At 39.7% G+C, this 21,306-nt stretch carries 21 protein-coding genes; 19 read left to right on the plus strand and 2 right to left on the minus strand.

Annotated features, from left to right (window positions below; translation table 11 throughout):
- Positions 1-124: 124 nt before the first annotated feature.
- The 3 genes from DSM106972_RS48060 (at position 125) to DSM106972_RS48070 (ending at position 1,864) form a co-directional block, all read left to right on the plus strand.
- Positions 125-952, plus strand: coding sequence for a KilA-N domain-containing protein (locus DSM106972_RS48060; protein WP_127087349.1), 828 nt, complete (start codon positions 125-127; stop codon positions 950-952).
- A 65-nt stretch (positions 953-1,017) separates the two neighbouring features.
- Complete coding sequence (locus DSM106972_RS48065; protein WP_127087350.1) at positions 1,018-1,254, plus strand: hypothetical protein; 237 nt, start codon at positions 1,018-1,020, stop codon at positions 1,252-1,254.
- 70 nt (positions 1,255-1,324) lie between these two features.
- Complete coding sequence (locus tag DSM106972_RS48070) at positions 1,325-1,864, plus strand: pentapeptide repeat-containing protein (protein WP_127087351.1); 540 nt, start codon at positions 1,325-1,327, stop codon at positions 1,862-1,864.
- 7 nt (positions 1,865-1,871) lie between these two features.
- Here DSM106972_RS48070 and DSM106972_RS54530 read toward each other — a convergent pair whose 3' ends face one another.
- Positions 1,872-2,075, minus strand: coding sequence for a hypothetical protein (locus DSM106972_RS54530; RefSeq protein WP_127087352.1), 204 nt, complete (start codon positions 2,073-2,075; stop codon positions 1,872-1,874).
- A gap of 293 nt (positions 2,076-2,368) precedes the next feature.
- Between DSM106972_RS54530 and DSM106972_RS48080 the strand changes: the two genes are divergently transcribed.
- From DSM106972_RS48080 to DSM106972_RS48105, 6 genes are all read left to right on the plus strand, one after another.
- Positions 2,369-2,920, plus strand: a complete 552-nt coding sequence (locus DSM106972_RS48080; protein ID WP_127087353.1) for a Uma2 family endonuclease — start codon at positions 2,369-2,371, stop codon at positions 2,918-2,920.
- Positions 2,921-3,125: 205 nt separating this feature from the next.
- Positions 3,126-4,031 (plus strand): pentapeptide repeat-containing protein, encoded by a 906-nt coding sequence (locus DSM106972_RS48085; RefSeq protein ID WP_127087354.1) that lies wholly within the window; start codon positions 3,126-3,128, stop codon positions 4,029-4,031.
- A 682-nt stretch (positions 4,032-4,713) separates the two neighbouring features.
- Entirely contained in the window at positions 4,714-5,310 is a 597-nt protein-coding gene (locus DSM106972_RS48090) for a hypothetical protein (RefSeq protein ID WP_233787531.1), read from the plus strand.
- 3 nt (positions 5,311-5,313) lie between these two features.
- Positions 5,314-5,664 (plus strand): hypothetical protein, encoded by a 351-nt coding sequence (locus tag DSM106972_RS48095; protein ID WP_127087355.1) that lies wholly within the window; start codon positions 5,314-5,316, stop codon positions 5,662-5,664.
- Complete coding sequence (locus tag DSM106972_RS48100) at positions 5,664-8,387, plus strand: putative type IV secretion/conjugal transfer ATPase (protein WP_127087356.1); 2,724 nt, start codon at positions 5,664-5,666, stop codon at positions 8,385-8,387. Before DSM106972_RS48095 ends, DSM106972_RS48100 begins: the two co-directional genes overlap by 1 nt.
- A 158-nt stretch (positions 8,388-8,545) precedes the next feature.
- A complete protein-coding gene (locus tag DSM106972_RS48105) occupies positions 8,546-9,271 on the plus strand; it encodes a hypothetical protein (protein ID WP_127087357.1) in 726 nt (241 codons plus the stop codon).
- A gap of 40 nt (positions 9,272-9,311) precedes the next feature.
- On the opposite strand, the gene DSM106972_RS48110 is transcribed toward DSM106972_RS48105, so the two are convergent.
- Positions 9,312-9,698, minus strand: a complete 387-nt coding sequence (locus tag DSM106972_RS48110) for a four helix bundle protein (protein WP_127087358.1) — start codon at positions 9,696-9,698, stop codon at positions 9,312-9,314.
- Between the two features lie 38 nt (positions 9,699-9,736).
- Here DSM106972_RS48110 and DSM106972_RS48115 point away from each other — a divergent pair, with 38 nt between their 5' ends.
- The 10 genes from DSM106972_RS48115 to DSM106972_RS55605 form a co-directional block, all read left to right on the plus strand.
- Positions 9,737-10,729 carry a hypothetical protein gene (locus DSM106972_RS48115; RefSeq protein ID WP_127087359.1) on the plus strand — a complete coding sequence of 331 codons (993 nt, stop codon included), beginning with the start codon at positions 9,737-9,739 and terminating at the stop codon, positions 10,727-10,729.
- 19 nt (positions 10,730-10,748) lie between these two features.
- Complete coding sequence (locus tag DSM106972_RS48120) at positions 10,749-11,546, plus strand: hypothetical protein (protein ID WP_127087360.1); 798 nt, start codon at positions 10,749-10,751, stop codon at positions 11,544-11,546.
- Positions 11,546-13,216: a TrbI/VirB10 family protein gene (locus DSM106972_RS48125; protein WP_127087361.1), complete on the plus strand. Its 1,671-nt coding sequence runs from the start codon at positions 11,546-11,548 to the stop codon at positions 13,214-13,216. The genes DSM106972_RS48120 and DSM106972_RS48125 overlap by 1 nt, the downstream gene beginning before the upstream one ends.
- A gap of 2 nt (positions 13,217-13,218) precedes the next feature.
- Positions 13,219-13,986, plus strand: coding sequence for a hypothetical protein (locus DSM106972_RS48130; RefSeq protein WP_127087362.1), 768 nt, complete (start codon positions 13,219-13,221; stop codon positions 13,984-13,986).
- Between the two features lie 113 nt (positions 13,987-14,099).
- On the plus strand, positions 14,100-15,938 hold the full coding sequence (locus DSM106972_RS48135; RefSeq protein ID WP_127087363.1) for a hypothetical protein: 1,839 nt from the start codon (positions 14,100-14,102) through the stop codon (positions 15,936-15,938).
- A 221-nt stretch (positions 15,939-16,159) separates the two neighbouring features.
- Complete coding sequence (locus DSM106972_RS48140; RefSeq protein WP_127087364.1) at positions 16,160-16,729, plus strand: histidine kinase; 570 nt, start codon at positions 16,160-16,162, stop codon at positions 16,727-16,729.
- Positions 16,730-16,812: 83 nt separating this feature from the next.
- A complete protein-coding gene (locus DSM106972_RS48145; RefSeq protein ID WP_127087368.1) occupies positions 16,813-18,570 on the plus strand; it encodes a type IV secretory system conjugative DNA transfer family protein in 1,758 nt (585 codons plus the stop codon).
- Positions 18,571-18,583: 13 nt separating this feature from the next.
- On the plus strand, positions 18,584-18,913 hold the full coding sequence (locus tag DSM106972_RS48150; protein ID WP_127087365.1) for a hypothetical protein: 330 nt from the start codon (positions 18,584-18,586) through the stop codon (positions 18,911-18,913).
- Positions 18,913-20,250: a hypothetical protein gene (locus DSM106972_RS48155; protein ID WP_127087366.1), complete on the plus strand. Its 1,338-nt coding sequence runs from the start codon at positions 18,913-18,915 to the stop codon at positions 20,248-20,250. Before DSM106972_RS48150 ends, DSM106972_RS48155 begins: the two co-directional genes overlap by 1 nt.
- Positions 20,251-20,290: 40 nt before the next feature.
- On the plus strand, positions 20,291-21,306 hold a 1,016-nt coding region (locus DSM106972_RS55605), incomplete at its 3' end, for an AAA family ATPase (RefSeq protein WP_127087369.1).

Here is a 21,306-nt window from a genome sequence, read left to right on the forward strand (position 1 = left end):
ATTAAGTAGTTTTGAAGGAAGTTTTAATCATGATTTACACAACCTGGACGATGTGTAAAGGGGCGCTATCCATCTTTCATGGCGCCTCCTTCTTACTTACATAGAAAATCTTGAAGAGGTAAAAATGTTAACTCACAACTGGAACAATCACGCAATTTGCCAACTCACTGAAGCCACAAAAATTGGTAAATATGATATTCCTGCTTCTTATGTCAACGTGACTCAAATGTGTCAGGCTCATGAGAAGCAGTTTAGTGACTATTCGCGTCTTGAAAGCACAAAAGCTTTCCTAGAAGGACTTTCAGCCGATACGGCGATTCCCGTTTCGGGGTTAGTCATCACAATTAAAGGTGGTAATGACAAACAAAGTCAAGGCACTTGGGCACATTCGGAAGTTGCGATTGACTGCGCGCAGTGGGTAAACATTGAGTTTCGTATTTGGGCAAACCGTGCGTTACGCCAGCTTATTTCATCTCAAAGAGTAATAGAGGTGCCGCAACAGTCCAAGCTTCGGATACCATCGTTGGAAGAAATATCAACCTTACTAGATTTAACACTTGGTAAGGCTGGCTTAGAACCAAAATTAGTTGCAGGCGCCAAGCTAAACGCAATCGGGAAAAGATATCCTCATTTACAGGAGGAAGCAGAAGAAGCTAAATTAATGCTGCTTGTCCCAGTAGAAGATAAATTACTGGCGCCTACCCAGTTAGGTGAAATATTAACTGAACTTACTTGTGAAACGTATTCAGCACAGAGAGTTAATAAACTATTGATTGAACAGGATTTTCAAGTTCGTAACCCAGAAGGCAATCCTGATTATCTGCCTACTGAAAAAGGTAAGCCATACTCACAATTAACATTGGGTACGGCAAAGGGACGTGATAAAACAGTTCAACACTTGAGATGGTTTGAAACAGTTCTCGAAGTTATGGAGGTTTGTACTAATTGCTAGGGTTATTGGGTTAATGGTTGTTCCTACATTGTTGCCAACTGGGTTGATAATTACTGGTTTGGTCGGTGCTTGCTGTATCGACGCCTGTTGTTGCACGGAGGAATGCTGTGTCGGTTAGGGTTTGGGCAACTTCGCTGTTTTCCCAAGGGGTGGTATCGATGAACCAGCCTACACCATTAGCGTCGTTATCGATGAGGAGGGTTCCACCGCCATTGGCGCCCGTATTGGTCGAATTTGGTTTTCGGCTGGTTGTCCTGTGGGAAGGTCAGAGATTTGGAGGGTTAGGTCAAAGAGGTTGGTAGGATCAAAAAGGGTGCGCCAGAGATCAGACGCACTAGATTTAAGATCAGAAAATAAGTTGGAGGTTAAATTATGGTTTGGAGAATTACTACTGATGAATTGTTGGAGCGTTATAAAGCTGGGGAGCGTAACTTTAATGGGATTGAGTTGATTCGTATTGTTGGCGAAATGGGCGAGAGAGATGGGGTTGATGGTCAGATTACTGGACTCGAAGGTGGTGATTTGCGGAGTATTAACCTGCGGGGAGCTAATCTTGAAAAGGTCGATCTGAGTGGGGCTGATTTGACTGGAGCCGATCTGTTCGGTGCTTATTTGGATGAAGCTGGTTTGCGGGAAACAATTTTGAGGGATGCTAATTTGTTCTCCGCCAACCTGAGTAATGCCGATTTGACTGGGGCTGATTTGACTAAGGCTAACATGTGCCATGTTAAAGCTGTTGGTGCTACTTTCATTGGTGCTAAGATTGGTTACCTTCAACGTGCTGATTTGGCTCACGCTGACTTCCGAGACTCCAATGTCAACGGTGAAGGTCTTTGCAGGAAGTTCAATGTAATCTGGCATACTACTATGCCTGATGGCACTATCAAAGAAGGTCCTTACTGTGTGTGGTGATAGTTCTTCATCGGTTGCAGCCATTAAGGGAGCAGGTTCGATGATATTGATTTTTGTTCATATAACTAGTTTGACGTGCATTATTTGCAGCGATAACATTAATGTTGAACGTTAGTTCATTCTTAAGTGCGGGTGTTCCATGAGTACAAACTTCGGTTGCAGGCAATTTAAAGGTATAGTTATTACCGAATGCTTTAACATCAGGCGCCACACGTAATGTTAGATTTGGAAGGTGCCTGCATAGAGATGGTAACTAGCAAAGCAACAATAGAACACAACACAGTAACTGCTGTAATGCATGTACAACAGTTATTTTAAGAATTTTCCACTTCTTCGTTACTACAGTTTCTACCCGTAAAACCAAAGCATCTTTTTTTCTTAAAAATGTGTTCTCGTCAAAACAAGCAGTATAAGCTTGAAGTAGGCAATGGACATTCTCCTACCTTCCACAAAGGGCAGTAAAATATTGGTAGAATCTTCTAAATAAGGAAAAACAGGCATTATATGACTGTGACTACTGCCAAGTGGACACTTGATGACTATCACCTCATGATTCAAGTCGGTCTTTTAAAAGACCGTCACGTCGAACTATTAAACGGAGAAATTGTTGAGATGCCACCGGAAGGTCCTGAACATGCTCAGTTAAGCACAGATGCAGGTGACTATTTGCGTCCCTTACTTGGTGAGAAAGCAATAGTACGTAGTGCAAAGCCTATTACAATACCCGCAACTGGTTCGGAGCCAGAACCTGATGTGGCAATTGTCCAGCCATTAAGAACACTTTATCGAACCCGTCATCCCTACCCTGAAAACGTCTTTTTGATTATTGAATATTCAAACACCAGCTTAAGCAAAGACTTAGACCCCAAAAAAAAGGCTTATGCTGTGGCTGGCATTTTAGAATATTGGGTTGTAGATTTACAGAATCACGTTCTCAAAGTTTTTCGTAACCCAGTTAACAGAAGTTATACTGACGAAATAACACTTGTAGATGGAGAAATTAGTCCTGTTTCGTTTCCAGAAATCAAGATTTCGGTAAAAGGGTTGTTAACATAAATTATTTTACCTACTTCAAGTAATGGCAGGAACGTGCGCTCGTCGGGAACACTATATGCGCTCGGAATGAGCGAAAGTCTCGAAATCTTTACCATAAATTAGTTATAGCCAATTGGAATTGACATTTTTTAACCCTCAATAAGCGCAAATTATTAAGGGTATTTGCTGATTATTTTAAATATGTTGGTAATGCAGGAGTCAAGTTGTGGATGCTAAGGAATTTTTGCAGCGTTATACTGCTGGAGAGAGGGATTTTAGTAAAGTTGATTTAAGAACTGTCTATATTAACTCTCGTTGGTTGATTGGCATTAATTTGAGTGATACCAACCTGGAAAGAAGTTGGTTAAGAGATAGTAGTTTAATTGATGCAAACTTGACTACTGCCAATTTGGAAGGAGCTAATCTTAGCAAAACTTACTTAATTAACACCAACTTAAGTAATGCCAATCTCCGAAGCGCTGATTTGACTAACGCTGATTTGACTAGTGCTAATTTGACTGGTGCTGACTTAACTGGTGCTAATTTAACTGGTGCCAACCTGACCGATACCAACTTGACCGATGCCAACTTAACTAATGCTAAAGTCACAGAGAAAACTATTTGGTGCAATACTGTTATGCCTAATGGCAATATCGAATATAACTTCATCAGAGTTATTGATAGCCAAGAATTTGGAAGACGCTATACAAATGGCGAGCGAGACTTTAGAGACATCATTTTGTACCGTGCTGATTTGAGAGGGGCTGACCTCCAGTCTATTGATTTGAGTGGCGCGTGTTTAATTTATATAAATTTTAGCAATTCCAACTTGCGTGCTTCTAATTTTTTGGCAACTAAATTCATCAAATGTGATTTTCGAGGCGCCAATATGGATATTTGCTGCTTCGACAGTATTAAACTGATTTACTGCGATTTGCGCGGTATGAATGCAGTTGGTGTTGATTCAACTTGTGGTAATTTTATTTGTTCTAACTTCCAAGGTGCTAATTTTAATAGTTTTGGCGAGGAAGCTGCTTTCTTTTGCAATGTTACATGGGTCGATGGGGTATTTATAGACGAACCTACTGGTAGGCTGCACCCAAGCAGCAAAAACATTTTCTTTGAAGAATAAGTAATTATTTCTTGATTCAGTATATAAGTGCCAAAAGTGTGGCAAAGTTGGTGAAAGCAAACACCTTCTAAGTCTGGAATACCATTAATCGCGCTTACCAACGAATAATCAGCTATTGAACTTTCAATTTTATAGCAACGCATGAAAGCTGCTTATATAGTGGCTTTTCGCATTTATAACGATTGAAATTACTATTAAATCAAAAATAACAGGTGCCGACCCGATTAAATTGAACCTAAATCAGAAAAATTTGCATTTATTTTTACTTATAACTGATATTTTTATTCAGTAACTACAGTAACTAAAACAAATAGATAATTATAATCATTGCTGTATCCGGATTTCAGCGGTTACTAATTAAAGATAACTGAAGGAATAAAGCTAGTTATTGAGTTACTTACTATCTACTATTTTCTACGTATGCTACGCAGATTGCAATTGAAGCATAAATTACTTACTTCAAGTCTTAGTGCGTAAACTATGCTATATATTTATACTAATTAGTTTGATATAATCGCGATTATTACTTATTTTTTAGCTGGCTTAATGTAGCACAAATAACATAATATTAAATTCTTTTTTAGGATAAAAATGATTTAACAATATCAGACATTTGGTTGATTTTTATTCACGATTAACCGAGGTAAAAGGGGAGATAACACACTCGTTGTTTTGGTTGACTATGCACTCAAACGCAAACAACAAAAATTCGGTTTTATCGAAGCTTAATTTTCTCAAATATCCAATTTACCCTTTATCCGTGATAGCAAGTGGAGTGATGATATTGGATGTAACGATTAATCAGAGTTTGGCAGGCATTGTGCAGTTGAGTATGTTTGCTATTGGTGGAGTTGCAATAATTTGGCGCCGTAAGTTCAATCGATGCTTGAATTATCTGGTAACGTTTAACAATCGCTATAAGATTACAAGCACCTCATTAATCTTGATTGGAACAGCTTTGTTTTTAGATGCCTTTGCAACACCTGCACATGCACAGTTCTTCCAAAACGCCGAAACTTGGATGACTGGGCAGTTTACGGGTGCTGATGAAGCTATCACTCTGTCCTTCAACGTACTACGAGGATTGTTCATACTTTACTTGGGAATTTCTTTGGTAAGAGTGGTTCAAGCCGCCCGTCAGGACGAGGATTGGCAGAATTTAGCCCGTACACCGATGATTATCTTAATTGCAGTGACTATGGGCGATATTCTGGCAAATTTGATTATTGGCTCCGGTGGTGGCGCCGCTGGTGGAGGCGGTGGTGCTGGTGGAGGTTAATATATGGAGTCTAATAAATCAAAACACCGCACTGTTAACGCGACTTTGGGAAAGCAGCCCAACATTGGACCATTTCCTGCCGACCAATTAATTCCTTGGGCTATAATTTGCGCTCTTTCTTATTACCTGTGTCATGGATTGTTAAAGCTTAACTGGGTTTGGACTATAGCTTCTGCGGCTTGGGGAATTTCTACTTGGTGGATATTGACTGCTAATGGCGCCTGGAAAATTCTGTCAAAGTTTGTAGCCACACCTAATTGGACTAGAGTACGTTGTTCATACCAGCCGATTTTGCAGTCAAAAATCATTAACACCAAAAAAGCCCGTAAAGTTAAAAACAGGAGTAGGGGCTAATGGTGAAGTCAAAAGTTGGTAAACGTATTGTTGATAATGGAGAAAGTAAGGTTCGTTTAACGCCTGTCGAAGATACATTAGCGTTAGTTACGATGTTGCAAATTAATCTTCAGGGACGTTCAATAGGCGCCTATGTGCTAAGAAAAGGAACCGATAATTTTCTGATTCACTTTGGTTTTGAGTGTATGGGGGTTCACTCAACGCTACGCACCGAACAAATTGACCCTGTTTTTGATGCAATTGAATCTGGGTTAAAAGATTTACCGCAAGGTGAGCGCTTAACGATTCATTTGGGTTCATTTACTGACGATACAACGAGACAACAACAATTAAAGGAGTTAATAGACACCGCACCAAATAAAGAACTGCAATATTTACTCATGGGTGAACGCCATCGAATTCAGCAATTAACTAACCAAGGCGTTCGTAAACCCAAAATCCTGCGGTTATATTGCACTTATACTATTGAACCTGATAGTGCTGGAACTTCTGATTTAATTGAAAAGGTACTGTCAAAACTCGAACGAGGATGGAAATCGTTTACAGGAGAAATCAACGAATTACAATTTATTGGCATCGAACGCTTATTACACGCATCTTTTACTGATGGTTTTCAACTATGGGAGCAACTATTGTCAAACAAAATGGGGCTTGATATTCGCCCTTTAAATGCCTCGGAGCTTTGGGAAGAAGTTTGGCAACGATTTAATGAAACAGTTCCTCGTCCTATTCCCCAACTTTTAGTTTTAGATGACTCGGGGCTACGAGAGGAAATTTATTCAGATGTTGCCCCTACATCTTTATTAATGGAATCTGAGTCATCGGTTCCCGTAGCTGATAAACGCTGGGTGCATATAGGTTCTAAATATATTGGAGCTATTACATGGGTAGATAAACCTAGTGGTTGGATGGATAAAGAACGTCAAATGCGTTATTTATGGTCTGTTTTATCACGAGAACGAGTCTACGACACTTCGATTTATTGCCAGTTGATGCGAGCAAACGAGATGCTTGTCAAAACTAATATGCAGCGTCTCACTAAACAGGCAAACACTTCCGCAACTATAGCGCAAGAGAAAAACTCCGTTGATGTAAAGTCCCTGCTTAACATCAAAAAATCTATTGCCGCGCAGGAAGAACTTTACGAAGGTGCCGTTCCTATCCATATAGGTATTGTGTTTTTGATTCATCGCCAAAGCCGTGAACAGCTAGATGAAGCTTGTCGTTACTTACAATCGTGCTTCTTGCGTCCAGCATGGGTTGTAAGAGAAACAGAATATCCTTGGCGAATTTGGCTGCAAACTTTTCCTATAACCTGGGAACGTTTGATGACTGCTCCATTTAATCGACGCCCAGTTTACCTCAGTAGCGAGGCGCCTGGGCTAATGCCATTGGTGAGAACAAAATCCAATGATGATAGGGGTTTGGAGTTAATAGCAGAAGAAGGAGGAACACCTGTCTTTATAAATTTATACACTCAGCACAAGAATTTAGGATTATTTGCAACCACGCGCGCGGGTAAAAGTGTATTAGCATCAGGTATCTTAACCCAAGCATTAGCTCATGGTATGCCAGTGGTGGCAATGGACTACCCAAAACCGGATGGAACAAGTACCTTTACTGATTACACTCGGTTTATGGGTGAAGATGGAGCATATTTTGATATTGGAAAAGAATCAAGTAATTTATTTGAACTACCCGATTTACGTTCCCTCCCCTCGAAACTCCAGCAAGAAAGGTTTGAAGATTACAAAGATTTTCTTGCTACAGCAATACTCGCAATGGTAACTGGTAATCGTCGTGGTTATAGCGGCGCCCAATCACAAGTGATTACCGATACGGTGCGTTCGATTTTAGCACTTGCGCTTAAAGCTTTTTTCAGTGACGATTTAATTAGAGACCGTTATGCAGCAGCATATGTCAATGGGTTTGGTTCAGATGAATGGGCTACAATGCCAACTTTGCATGACTTCTTAAATTTCTGTTCGCATGAACGTTTACGGCTTGATTCGTTAACTGGTGATACCAAAGCTGCGTTAGAAGCTATTCGCCTACGGTTAAGATTTTGGCTTTCGTCGCGAGTTGGTCAAGCTTTGGCACAACCTTCTACTTTTAGAAGTAACGCGCGGCTCTTAATATTTGCTTTGCGTAACTTATCTAATGATGAAGATGCGGCAATTTTAAGTTTAAGTGCTTATAGCGCTGCACTACGTAGAGCTTTAGCAGCCCCGGCGAGCATATTCTTTATTGATGAAAGTCCAATTTTATTTGAATACGATTCGATTGCTGCGCTTGTAGGTAGATTGTGTGCTAATGGCGCCAAAGCTGGAATACGAGTAATTTTATCTGCTCAAGACCCAGATACAATTGCTCAATCTCCATCAGGAGCTAAGATTTTCCAAAACTTAACGACTCGGCTAATTGGACGTATCCAACCGACTGCAATTGATAGTTTTGTGAGTATTTTGAAGTATCCACAAGAAATTATTTCTCGTAACGCGACAGAAAGCTTTTTTCCCAAAAAGGAGGGTGTTTACTCACAGTGGCTTTTGGATGATAACGGAATTTTTACTTTCTGCCGTTATTATCCAGCATTTAATTTGTTAGCGGCAGTCGCGAATAATCCTCAAGAACAAGAACAACGAACTGCTGTTTTAGCGCAGTACCCTGATAAGTTTGTAGCTTTAACAGAGTTTTCAAAACAATTGATTGGGGCAATGTGAAGGGGGCAGTAGGCAGTAGGCAGTGGGCAGTAGGAAAGAGTCATTTCATTTACTTGCTAACTGTATCTTGCTCGTGCAAGGGTTTGAATTCCATAATTTTTGTAACGATTGCCGACTGCCGATTGCCAACTGCCTTTAATTTTCAATGTAGGGGTATTATGAAGAAAATTAAGCAGGTTACATATGGTGTTTTTGGTGCTTTAATAATATCCACTTTTGGACTAACAAGCGCTTATGCATTAGAAATACCATTTGTGAGAAACAATCCATTAACTCAACTATTTGGGCAATGGCAACAAGAACTAACTTCTTTAAATCAGTATGTATCGTCAATACTTTCTCAAAAAATGCAATCTTTAAGCCAATCTTTAAATGGAGATTTGCAAGCAGCTATTAATGATACAATTGGAGCGTTAGGATTACCAGATTCTACCGAAGCGAGAGAAAAAATTGAAGATATAGCAGTAACTTCAGATACAGCTGTTAATGGTGTTGAACGAGCAACAAATGAAGTAGACCGTCAAATTACGCGCGCTTTGACTAACGGAACTTTAAGTAAAGCTGGTCAAGAACTTACTAAACAACAGCTTGAAAATACTCAAACTTCGGTTGAACAAGTTGAATCAAATGCTTCGGCAGCAAATGAGGAAGTAGTTACGCAAAATGTAATGAAGCGTATTGCTCAACAAAATGCTACTACAGCAGCAATTTTAGGAGCAATGAGAACGGATGGTTTGAAGTCTCAGCAGTCTCAAGAGTTGGCTAATCTTAATTTGACTAATATTTCGCGTTCTTTGGATGGCCAAAATCAAGCGCGTCAGAAGGAAAGTGTTGGTCAAGGTTTTAGTAATTTACGTACTGCGGCGCAAGCGCGTCTATTTTAAGAGGCAGGGGGCAGGGTGCGGGGAGCAGGGGGAAAAAGAATTAGCGTTTTAAAATCCAAGGAGATGGGTTATTGATTATGGTTACTAAAATAGCTAAAATCCGATTGTAAGTAGCATAAATGTCCCTAGCTTTCTCAACGTCTAAATAGTTACATTTCACTCCAAATTTCAGCCAAGTTTGGGTTTCTGCAGCTTCTGCCTCACAATCATTCAATTTTGCAACAAAAGCAGCTTCATACCTACGTTTACGCCATGCTTCCGCTAAATTTGCACAGACAGAACGTGATGAGCGACGAATTTGGTCAGTTAAAGAATAACGTTCCTCCACAGGAAAGTTTTTCGACAGTTCAAAAATTTGCATGGCTACATCAAATGCCATTTGATACACTTCCATTTCCTCATGGCTTTTTATTGGCTCTTTTCCCATCTCCCTGCTCCCCGCTCCCCGCTCCCTGCCTTTCTATTATGGCTCAAGCTAAACCTCCTAACCCTGGTCAAGCAGCTTCTACTATTACAGAAGATGGTTTAGCTGCGAGTGAAGCTGTGGCGCAAGCGATGGATAAAATGTGGAGCGATGTATTGAGTGGTGGGTTATATGGCGCCATTGCTAATCTTGGAATATTCTTTGCTGTTGGCACTTTACTAATTTTTATCGTCCAGTGGACACGGGAGATGATAGACGGTGACAGTTCTAAGGGTTTTACGGAATTGATTTGGATAATCATAGTAATTGTTTTACTCGCAAATAACGGTCAACCATTAGCGACTGCAACTCAAGGGTTAAGGGCAATAATTAATCAAACAAACCAAACTTTGTTGGTTTCAACATCAGCATCTGTACAACTGCAAGAAGCTTACCAACAAGTAATGCTCAAAACAGGGAAAGGAGATGCAATTCAATCGTTAATCTCGCAGTGTGATGCAATTGCTGACCCTACGCAGCAAAATGAATGCTTGCAAAATGCTTCAAAACAAGCTAAAGAGATTGAATCTCAACTTGATAATGATAACCGCCCAGACTGGCTTAAAGGTATTAGTGATTTTTTTAACACCAACATTTTCCAATTAGCTGTACGTGGCTGGTTACTAGCGCTTGCTGTTGCTTTTCAGTGGATTGTCGAAATTTGCTTGCTATTGACTGCTTTACTTGGACCACTTGCTGTGGGAGGTTCGTTACTTCCTGTAGGTCAAAAAGCTATTCTTGCATGGTTAGTAGGTTTTTTCTCAGTCGGAATGATTAAGCTTTGTTTCAATATAATTTCTGGCTTAGTTGCGACAATGGTGCTGAATTCTGATAATAACGACCCAATGATTTTCGCTTTTGCAATTGGTATTCTTGCTCCAATTTTATCTGTAGTTTTAGCCGCAGGTGGAGGAATGGCAGTTTTTAATAGCTTTTCTAGTCTTGCAAGTATTGGATTTTCTGCATTAGTTACTAGGATGGTTAATAAATTGTAATCAAAAACGAGAGTATATTATGACTAATGTAGATAAAAAACTGGGTATAAATACAGAGAATAAACGGCTTAGATTTTTAAATCGCACGTCCAAAAGTTTTTCAACTGGCGACACTTTGGCATTATTTGCCGTTGGTACTTTTGGGTTAAATATCATTACATTCTTTATACTTATACTACTGTACGGTTCGTATTCTCAATTGAGTAAAAAGGCGCCTCCAAGCTTAGTACAATTAGATACAGGTCAATCGGTTACAGTGGCGCCTATCGGTAGTCTTGAACGCACCCCTCAAGTTGTATTGCGTTTTGTGTCAGATACGATGACACTAATGATGAATTGGTCGGGAACGCTACCAGCAAATACAACTGAAGAAACACGACTACCAAAACCTGACCCAGGCATTGATATTCGCTCGCTCACCAATGCACGAGGTAAAGTTGCCTCTGGAGCTTGGCAAGCATCTTATACTTTATCTGAAGATTTTCGTAAAGATTTTTTAAAAATGCTTGCGGATATTACCCCACCTGGAGTGTTCAAAGGAAAAACGCAAGTAGTTTTAATTCCGCTCTCAATTCAATCACCTGTCAAAATAGCTGAGGGTAAATGGAAGGTAAAAATGATTGCTAATCTGACCATATTTGACCAAGGTAGTAATTTAGGAGAAGTGATTCCCTTTAATAAAGAAATTTTTGTGCGAGCAGTAGAGGCGCCAGAATCTCCCAACAAACTAAGTGGGCTAGCAGCAATCATTTATCAAGTTCGTTCGAGCGGCTTGGAAATTTACGCCATTCGAGATTTACCGCAGGAGAATTTATAATGCAGTCGTCAGAACACAACACCAATTCAACCGAAATAAATCCGGTGGAATCCTCAGAAACTCCTAGTTCTAATTGGGATACAGAAACTTTTGCTCGATTGTTAGGTTTAAACGAGGAAGAGATTAATTTCAATAGTTTAACATCCTCGAATGATGAAGCAGTAGAAACTCCAACTCAAGAAGCCTCAAATAATGTTGTTACACAGTCGGAACTCTTTGATGACCCCCAATTAGGCAAAACACAGCCAACTTTTGCTACTAATCCATTTGCTAAATTCGGCGCCGTGGGTTTGGTAATGCTTGTAGTATTTGCTGCTGGAGCGACGTTTTTAAATACAATTATGTCTGGTACACCGAAGTCGGCGCCGAAAACTGCTGCATTAGACAATCCAAAACCAAAGCTAGAAATTGACCCAAATGTCAATCAACAGGAAGCTCTTACAGGAAAACTAAAAGCAGAATTAGCTTTGGGTAGTCAAGCAGAGAAGATTAAATCGGTGGAGAGTTCTAAAAATCGTAAAACTCCTGTTCGAGAGCGAAAACCAATCAATCGTGCTTCTAATCAAATAGCTTCAGCACAGGTACGCACACCTCAAGTTTATAATCCTCCTCGTCCAAGTTACCGACCTGCTAGATACTATCCTCCCAGTATTGCCTCAAGTCGAAGATTACAACCAGTAGTAAATGATGCTCCTAAAGTTGCTCCTAAAAATAAAGTGTTGGCGCCGACTCCTATCAAGCAACCAACTGACCCAATGGAGCAATGGACGGCAATTAACCGTTTAGGAAGTTATGGAAGTAGTGAGATTGCTTCTAACTCTGATACATCCAATAGTAATAAGCTAAGTAATAACACTGTCGATACTGTAGATAATAGACAACCAGCACAAATTACAATCCCTCAAGCCACCCCTGTTTTAACAGTATCAAGCGAAACCGTTGAAACTAATTCTCTTGAACCACTCCATTTAGAAGAAGCAGCAATAATAAACGGCGCCCCCATACAACAATTAACAGTAGGCGCCAGTGCATCTGGAAAGTTAACTACTCCTTTGGTATGGGGTAAAAATTCCAACAATAACACTAATAAAAATTCAACTACCGAGACACAGGCAGAAAAGTTTATTGTTGAGCTTACCGACCCATTAACCACTGAGGATGGTTTTGTTACCTTACCAAAAGGTTCTCAAATAATTGCCCAGGTGGACAACATCCAAAAATCTGGATTTGTAGAACTTCAAGCAACGCAGGTTGTAATTGATGGTAAAGAGTATGTTCTTCCACCAGGAGCAATAAGCATTCGTGGTAATTCCGGTCAACCATTAATGGCCTCAAAGTGGGGAGATAAAGGAGGAGAAATAGCATCGCGAGACGCAGAAACATTTGTTGTTGGTTCTTTAGCAAAAGTAGGTAAAGTCCTTAATCAGCCAAAAGAAGAACAAATCTTTAATTCCAGCGGTTTCGGGGGTACAACTACTTTTTCTTCTAATCGCCAAAGTCGAACCAATATCTTGGGGGCAGTTTTGTCGGGTGGATTTGAGCAGCTAACCCAACAAATCTTAGAGCGAAATCAGCGCGCTAGGGCATCCATTCAACAGCAAGAACAATTTTGGTACGTCAAAGCTGGTACTAATGTTCAAGTTTTTATTAATAAGTCATTCGAGTTTTAATTATGAAAGCTTGTCTAAAAAGCATAGTAGTTATTGCTTCATCTGTTGTGACGGTACTTGCCGAACCTTTTTTAGCGTCAGCCCAAACAGTCAATTTAAAAGGAGTACGTCAAATCTCACAAGATGTAGCTACTGGAAATAGTAAGGAAGAAATACCAAAAATCGAACTATCACCAGGGTACGGAGTTAACATCTCTTTTATTAAAAGTGGCGAGGTAGTAGAAAAAGTATGGTTAGATAATCCTGCTATTGCTTCACTCGATGTCGATGGTTGCTTATCTGGGTTGGGGCGCCCTTGCGAAACACCAGGAGCAACAGTATTACATCTACGGCGAATAAACCCGCTAAAAGTCCCACAGTTACCAAAAATCAATAGCAGTTTGTTAACCGTAGTAGCCAAAGGTAACTCTGGGCGCCAAGTATATGTTTTTCGAGTCGCGATGGGTGATGCAACACCTGAATACCACACGATAGAAGTCATACCGAAACCGGAAGAACCAGAAACCATCATCTTGAGAGGCGCCACAAATATCACGAATTTGCAAGTTATGGCTAGAGGGTTAGAAGCTGCTCAACAACAACGTTTAATTTCGCCTGGTTCTCGCTTATGGCGCCGTCTTGAAAACTTTTTGGTAAATATAAAAGCTGGAGAATCAATAGAAAACGCTGCCCAGCAAAGTGGGATTTCTTTACAGCTAGTCAATCGATTAATTCAACTTGGTCAAAATAGGCAACTTGATAATTTTAAACAGCGTGTAATCAATAACTAAAAAAAATCCTTCTTTTCTTCCTTTGCGCTCTACCCTGCGGGAAATCCTCCGGATTATGCGCCTTTACGGTTCGTTACATCAACATCATTTTTACCAATAATCCGATAATAACAATGAAAATATTAAACCATCCTTCTCACCTAGCATTTAGAGTTAGCTTATCAATACTAATATTTTGTGCAATAATACTTATATCCCAATCGCAAAGTATATCTAGTCCTCCATCCACTCAAAACCAGATTCCTACAATTGCTTGGCAGAATACTCGTATGCCTGATTGGAATCAAATAACTTTTTCAAAAATGCCAGCGATTAGCGAATCAGCTTCTTTTCAAGCACCTTCGGATACAACCCAAAAGTTGGGATATGACCCTTCTCGAAATTGGAATGCTGGACAAACTCCAGATTCATTTACGATGTTAGGTGATTTTCAAGATTCTTTTGAACTACAAAAATTTTCGCTTAATGATATATCTCAAATTGTGAACTCAAATTTGAATAAAGTTACTTTAGACAGCTTTGGTATTATGAAAAAGCAAAATTTATCAAGTTTAGTTCAAGCTATCCCCGATTTAAAAACAATTACCATTGCCCAAGTCAAACCAATTTACGATTTACTCGCTCAAGATTTATCGAGCTACTTTAATGCAAATCAAACAATCGGTAACTTGTTACAGCAGTCTCCACATTTAGGTAAATTAAATTTTACTCAATTAGACTTAAGCGCTTATAATATAGATTCCATTCCTGAGTTACAAATAACTCCACTTGGTACATTTGACAAGTGGCAAGGAGTTTATATTGACGAAATACCAGGGTTAAATAATGTGTCTTTCTCCCAATTCCCTAATCCTATTAACTCAGTTGGTGCAGAAGTTGGTATTATTGATATAGCTTTTGGAACTGATGAGCAATTACGTAATCGTACTATCTCAGGAAGTGAGCAAGAAGGGTTTGCTGTGCAATGTAGTAAAGATTGCGCTCATATAGAGCTATCAGGTTCTGATACGGTTTCTGGAAAAGCTTGGGTAAGTGGAAAGTACCAATTAGTTAAGGGTGGTTCGGGAATTCTTGGTTCGGTCAACGGTGGGAAAGAACCTACGGGTAGAAATCTATTTGGTTCGGCGTTCAAAGTTGCGGTTTGGGATGTATCAGAAGTTGATGGAATGATGTCTCAAGCTTTATTCTTCCGGGCTTGTATGCGAAATAGTTTTATTGATTTAGGGTGTACACCATATTTCATTGGCCCTGTCCCGTTTATGACTTACAGAGAAAAAGACCCTATTTTTCTAGGTTTGAATACGGTCGGCGCCGAAAATTCTACTTCTACTCCCACAGGGTTAAAGAGTAACGGTTTTACTTTTAATCAGGCGCCAATTGTTTCAAGTAGCAGCGTATCGAATTTATTACAAGCAGTTAAAGGTAACTGTTCTAAGCAACATTCATCGGGTGCAAATACTGATGCTTTAAGCACAGCGCTATCAGGAACAGAAAGTAATTACAACTCGGTAGGAAATTATTTGTGTGATTCAGAAAGTAATTGCGGTCGCCCATTAGGCGCCATGCAGTTGATGTCCGAGCGTCCTGATGTGCGGAGAATTATCGCAAGTAAATCCGGTGGAACAGAATTCCTTGGCAAGTTAGATAAAGGAGAAAAAGTCACAGGTGAGGAAATGACGCAGTATTTTTCACCCTCTGAGCAGCAAACCTTAATTGCATCAGATGTTAACGAATTACTTGATAAAAGCGAAAAGCAAATTGACCCAACTACTGGAAAAGCCTTTACTGGAGAACGTTTAGTTGAGCGCGCGGGTCAGATGTATTTTGCTGGTACGGGTATTCCTGTTGATACAACAGTTAGCGATGTTAGTGAGGAATCATCAGTTCGAGAATACGGCAATAATGTTGCTAGCCAGTATTCTAAATCTTTGCAAACAATGGGTTGCACTTAATCAGCCCTGTCAAGGTGAGTCAGAAATCCTAATATTATGACAATAAAACTCTACTTCCTCTCTGCGCTCTCTGTGTCTCTGTGGTAAAAAATACATATGTTTTCACCACAGAGGCACAGAGAACACAGAGGAGCCAGCGCCGTGGGCGGCTGCGCGACTGGCGTTGTGGGTACGCATACTACAAAATTAATCAAACGATGTATATATATGTAGGTTCATTTATGCAACCAATATTAAGACAACCTCTGGGTTTAAAACTTTCTAAATATCAAGTAATTCCTTTAGCGGTAATTATTACAATTTTTACTATAATGCTGCTTTTCAAGTTAAACCCTGCTTTCAATAACCGTGTGGCTACTTGGAAAAGCGCATTAAATAATACACCAGCCGCACTACTCAAAAAAGTATTATCCGTAGATATGGCGCCTGAAATTGACCAGAAATTAGTCAAAGTAATGCAAATCCCATCACAAGGTGCGGGTCAATTATATTTGTTTGACTACCACTCACCAAAACTTTGTGGAGCAAAGGGTTGTATTTACTCAATGTATACCGAATCAGGTGAGTTAATTTTACAAGTAATCGCCAATCCTAATCTACCACCGCTCGCAAATTTGATTCAAGTTTCAGATACTGTTAATCAAAGATTTCCTTGTTTGGTAATTACACAAAGCGCAAATAAAGAAAATATGGTTACGAGCGCTCTGTATTGCTACGAAGGTCAAAAATACACGCGCTTTAACGAGTCTTTGACAGCAGTAACGAGTGAAGTAAAAGGAACAAAAAAGTGAGTAGATACGCTTCAAATTATTCTCAAACGCAATATTTAGCCACCAACACACAAAGCTTACAAATAGAAAGATTAGCGAATTTGATGAAATCGCAATCTGGGTTGGTATTACTTGGTTGTTTTGCTGCTATTGGTATTTTTAAGTTTTTGTCAGGAGCTAATTATAAAGGAAAAGTGGCTACGAGTTATTGGGGCGGCGCCCGTGAGAAAGCGCGCGCTTCCCATAAGGCGAAAAAGCAGATTGCTCAACCAACCCGTAACTCTGTTGCACTATATGTTGGTACTCCTTCACAAATGCGTACTCGTTTAAATGCTGAATGGCGCCGTCTCGGATTAATTCAAACGCAAACAAATTTTGGGAGTAAGTGTAATGAGTTTATTTCAGCGAATCATACTTTATATGTTCCTGATGCTCAACGAGGTGTAGCTGTTATCGGCGCCGCTGGTTCGGGTAAAACTTTTTCGGTGATAGACCCTTTAATTCGTAGCGCTTTTGACCAAGGTTTTCCAATGTGCCTTTATGATTTTAAATTTCCGGCTCAAACTAAACGGGCTGTAGCTTACGCCATGAAACGGGGTTACACTGTGCGCGTGTTTGCACCTGGTTTTTCAGAAAGTGAGACTTGTAATCCTTTAGATTTGCTAGCAGATGAAGAGGACGCAATCGCAGCAGGACAACTTACACAGGTAATTTCGCGTAACTTTGACCGTGGGGGTAATGCTAGTAGTGATAAGTTCTTTGAGGAAGCGGGAGACTCTTTGGTTGAGGGGATTTTACTTGTGACAAAGGCAATTAAAACTCTGACTGGAGAAGAAAAATACTGTGATTTGATGATGGCACAGGCGATTCTATCTTTGCCAAATTTACCTGCGCGCTTGGAAGCAGCTTCAATTGAAAAGCTGAAAGTATGGACTTCACGCCCACTTTCTCAATTAATCAGCGTCAAGGACTCAGAAAAGACGGCTGCATCTATCATCGGTACTGCACAAAGGATGTTTCAACGCTTTCTAAAACGCGATTATGTTGGCGCCTTCTGTGGCAAAACAACGCTACCGTTAGACTTGGACGGCAAGCAGCTAATTGTGTTTGGTTTGGATAGAAATAACCGAGATATCGTTGGGCCACTGTTGGCTGCTATCTTACATATGATTGTTACACGCAACGTATCGCGGACAACACCACGTATCGACCCTTTGGTGGTGGCGTTAGATGAATTACCAACTCTGTATTTACCAGCATTAGTAAATTGGCTCAACGAAAATAGAGAAGATGGATTTGTCGGCATTTTGGGATACCAAAACATCGCCCAGCTTGAGAAAGTATACGGCAAAGAGCTAGCACGGGCTATTTTGGGAGGTACTGCAACCAAGTTTATTTTTAACCCTCAAGACCCAGAATCTGCAAAGCTGTTTAGCGACTATTTGGGGGAAATGGAAATTAAATTTAGTTCTAAGTCCCGCAGTACTGGGAAAGGGGGTGGTTCTCACAGCAGCAACGAACATCATCAAAAACGGCATTTATTAGAGCCAGCACAGTTCGCGAAGATGGGTACTGGTAAAGCTGTGATTATTAACCCAGCTTACACGCGCGCTGGTGAGGCGTATGTTCCTCTATTACAAATGGTAAAAGTCCCTGCTGCTGACATCGCTGAAATGAATTGGTCAGAGGAAAAGTGGAATTTTGTACTTCATAGATTAATTCAAAGTAATTCTGCTCAAATTAGTGATTCTGAACGCTCACAACAATTTTTGGAGCGTCGTGAATTAGCAGAGAAATTATTTCCAGTACCATCTCAATCTAATTCTCTGCCATCTCCAGAAGAATTAGCCAATGTTTTTTAAGGAAGATAAGAAAATGCGACTTTTACAACTTGATTCTAATGAAGAACTTTTCTCAGTTTTATCACGATATCCTGAATGGCTAAAAATGGTTATTGAAACCATTGATAAGCCGCCTCTAGATGGTGATTATTATCCACATATTATTGAAGTCTTTGACCAACATGGCTTATTAGCTGGAAAAGTCTACGATAAGTTTGCTTATGAATGCACTCGTACAGTTGAAGAAGTAAGTGAATTTACCGCTTGGTTTATCGATGGAGAACTAATGGTTTTTTATGTTGGTTCAGAGGTACTTATTAATCGACTCAAACTCTTGACATCTGTATTAGGAGGGCTATTATAATGCCGGATATATTTACAGTTGAAGCAAGCGATGCAAAGGGAATTCAACAGCATTATGAGCAAGTCATTGAAGCATTGTTACGAACCCTACTTGATGCCAAAGAGAAAGATAACGATAAACAGGGCTTGCAAATATTTGATAATGACAGGCTAATTTACGGACAAGAGGGAAATCAATTCCGTGATGAAGTTTCATCCTTTTCTGGGCAGCTTCTTAACCCTCAAGTTATTACAGAACTTCAACAATTGCGTACAACGAAAGTCGGTGATGTTGTAGAAGGAGCAGCAAATAAGAGGGTTGAACTAGATGGGCAAGTTGTTTTACAGTCTGATGAAAACGGCAAAGTTGTGATAAATACTTTATTACAGCAAGAAGCTGTTCAATCAAAAGAATCTCAAGCAGCGCGCGATAATGAAAATAAGGCGCCAACAAATAATAAACAAACCATTACCATCGCTCCAGGTTCAACGCGAGTAATGCAATCGCTGCAAGCGCTAGAAAATAGCCCATTAAAAACCTTACTAAATACATCTGTTCAACAGTTACAAGCAGAAATTAAAGCATTACAGCAAGAGCGTAATCAATATCAAGAGTTGATTGATAAAAGGTTACAGCAACCACAAAATACTTCATGGTGGCAGCAAAGCATTAATAATATGGTAACTGTATTGAGTAGTATTGGTTCTGCGATGAAAATCAGTGTACGTGAGTATAAAGATAACTCAGAAAAACGTAATATCGCTACAACTCTTAAAGATTTATTTGACCTCCAAGCACAACCAGGAGCTAATCAATACCAAGCAGGTGATTATCAAATTTCCCGTAATGGCTCTTTGTATGAAGTTAATGAGTTAGTTACAGGCGCCTCAATCATGAAGTTTCGCTCAACTCCCAACGGCGTAAAAGTCGAACAAGGCGAATTAGAAAATGTACATCGGAAAAATATTAACGCTTTGCAACACTCTTTAGAACGAAATGAACCTATTCCCGCATCGTTCGCTCCTGTTGGTAAACAAGAAGCTGAGTATTTCGCGCGCGTTGAGAAAATTACAAATGCTCTTGTTCAATACGCTGCTGTCCAACAAAAAGAAGTAAAAATCGATGGCGTATTTTCTTATACATGGCAAGCTAGTCCAGATGGAAAAGTAAGCATCGATGCCAAAGATGGACGCGGTACGTTGTTAGAGAAATCTGGCGGACAGCTTAAAACTAATATGAGCGAGCGAGATTTAATTTATTTTGAGCAAATTCTTCCTAAACTGCAACCTGCTCGTAAACAACAAGATGCAAGTACTGCTCAATCGCAAAAAGCCGCAAATAACCAATTATCAAGATAAATTAACGCTCGTAATATCCAAACTATTACCATTTTAGACCATGAAATTATCTGACTTAAACTTATTAATCGATTCTGGTAGCAAAATTATATGTGTGAATGCTCCAGTACAGGAACGCATCGCTGTACTGACACATATTTACTATCAATGTGCAGCTCATAAAAATCTTCCTCTTTATTTATGGAATGAAGGTTGGGGTTATTTTAATCAGATCAAGTGTGATTTATCAAGTACAATAATATTCTCTTCTATTCAAAGTAGCTTCCAGCCGGAAAATGGAACTATTTTTACAGCTTTTGATTTTTTATTAAACAGCCAATCGGATGGAATCTATGTTCTTGAAAATCTACCATCTTTGATTAGCACTAGTTTCAAACAATACTGTAATTGCAATTCAACTAAAATTGTCTCGCATCTAATCAACCTATATGAGTATTTGAAAAACAGTAATCAGTCAAAATACTTAGTGATTTTAGCAACTGAAGATGTAGAATTACCGCAATCTCTGAGTAGTTTGATTCCAACCCTTTCGACTCCCTTACCATCTATTGACGAGATACATGATATAATTACGCAATCTTTACAAAAATTGCTTGGCAAATCGTATACAAAGCTTAACGTTTCTGATTTTGTTAATATTGCTTCTGGGTTGACAGCTGAGGAGATTAATTTAGGGTTAGCTTCTTCAATCCGTTCTGGAGGGAAGATAAATACTGATTCTATAGCCGAAAATTTACTCTCATACAAAATTAGTCGCTTCCGTTCCTTCAACTTAAATTTTTTCGCCAAGCCAAATCTGCCAGAGTTTGGTGGTTTGGACTTGCTCAAAAAGTTTATTGCTCAGGTAAAGCAGGACTTTTTACCTGATGCGCGAGGCGCCAATATTCCCCTTCCCAAAGGTTGCTTATTAGTGGGACCACCAGGAACAGGGAAAACTTTGGCAGCACATGTCAGCGCTAAAAATTTAGGTTTTCCTTTAGTCAGCGTTGATACAGCAGCAGTTTTGGCTGGTGGCGCCAATTATCTGAAAAGATTACTTGGACGTGTCGAAGCTTG

Source organism: Dulcicalothrix desertica PCC 7102, assembly GCF_003991905.1.
Taxonomy (GTDB): domain Bacteria; phylum Cyanobacteriota; class Cyanobacteriia; order Cyanobacteriales; family Nostocaceae; genus Dulcicalothrix; species Dulcicalothrix desertica.

Coding starts and splice junctions, on each gene's coding strand:
- DSM106972_RS48060 (WP_127087349.1), top strand. CDS start 125: ATGTTAACTCACAACTGGAACAATCACGCAATTTGCCAACTCACTGAA.
- DSM106972_RS48070 (WP_127087351.1), top strand. CDS start 1,325: ATGGTTTGGAGAATTACTACTGATGAATTGTTGGAGCGTTATAAAGCT.
- DSM106972_RS48080 (WP_127087353.1), top strand. CDS start 2,369: ATGACTGTGACTACTGCCAAGTGGACACTTGATGACTATCACCTCATG.
- DSM106972_RS48090 (WP_233787531.1), top strand. CDS start 4,714: ATGCACTCAAACGCAAACAACAAAAATTCGGTTTTATCGAAGCTTAAT.
- DSM106972_RS48095 (WP_127087355.1), top strand. CDS start 5,314: ATGGAGTCTAATAAATCAAAACACCGCACTGTTAACGCGACTTTGGGA.
- DSM106972_RS48100 (WP_127087356.1), top strand. CDS start 5,664: ATGGTGAAGTCAAAAGTTGGTAAACGTATTGTTGATAATGGAGAAAGT.
- DSM106972_RS48105 (WP_127087357.1), top strand. CDS start 8,546: ATGAAGAAAATTAAGCAGGTTACATATGGTGTTTTTGGTGCTTTAATA.
- DSM106972_RS48110 (WP_127087358.1), bottom strand. CDS start 9,698: ATGGGAAAAGAGCCAATAAAAAGCCATGAGGAAATGGAAGTGTATCAA.
- DSM106972_RS48115 (WP_127087359.1), top strand. CDS start 9,737: ATGGCTCAAGCTAAACCTCCTAACCCTGGTCAAGCAGCTTCTACTATT.
- DSM106972_RS48120 (WP_127087360.1), top strand. CDS start 10,749: ATGACTAATGTAGATAAAAAACTGGGTATAAATACAGAGAATAAACGG.
- DSM106972_RS48125 (WP_127087361.1), top strand. CDS start 11,546: ATGCAGTCGTCAGAACACAACACCAATTCAACCGAAATAAATCCGGTG.
- DSM106972_RS48130 (WP_127087362.1), top strand. CDS start 13,219: ATGAAAGCTTGTCTAAAAAGCATAGTAGTTATTGCTTCATCTGTTGTG.
- DSM106972_RS48135 (WP_127087363.1), top strand. CDS start 14,100: ATGAAAATATTAAACCATCCTTCTCACCTAGCATTTAGAGTTAGCTTA.
- DSM106972_RS48140 (WP_127087364.1), top strand. CDS start 16,160: ATGCAACCAATATTAAGACAACCTCTGGGTTTAAAACTTTCTAAATAT.
- DSM106972_RS48145 (WP_127087368.1), top strand. CDS start 16,813: ATGAAATCGCAATCTGGGTTGGTATTACTTGGTTGTTTTGCTGCTATT.
- DSM106972_RS48150 (WP_127087365.1), top strand. CDS start 18,584: ATGCGACTTTTACAACTTGATTCTAATGAAGAACTTTTCTCAGTTTTA.
- DSM106972_RS48155 (WP_127087366.1), top strand. CDS start 18,913: ATGCCGGATATATTTACAGTTGAAGCAAGCGATGCAAAGGGAATTCAA.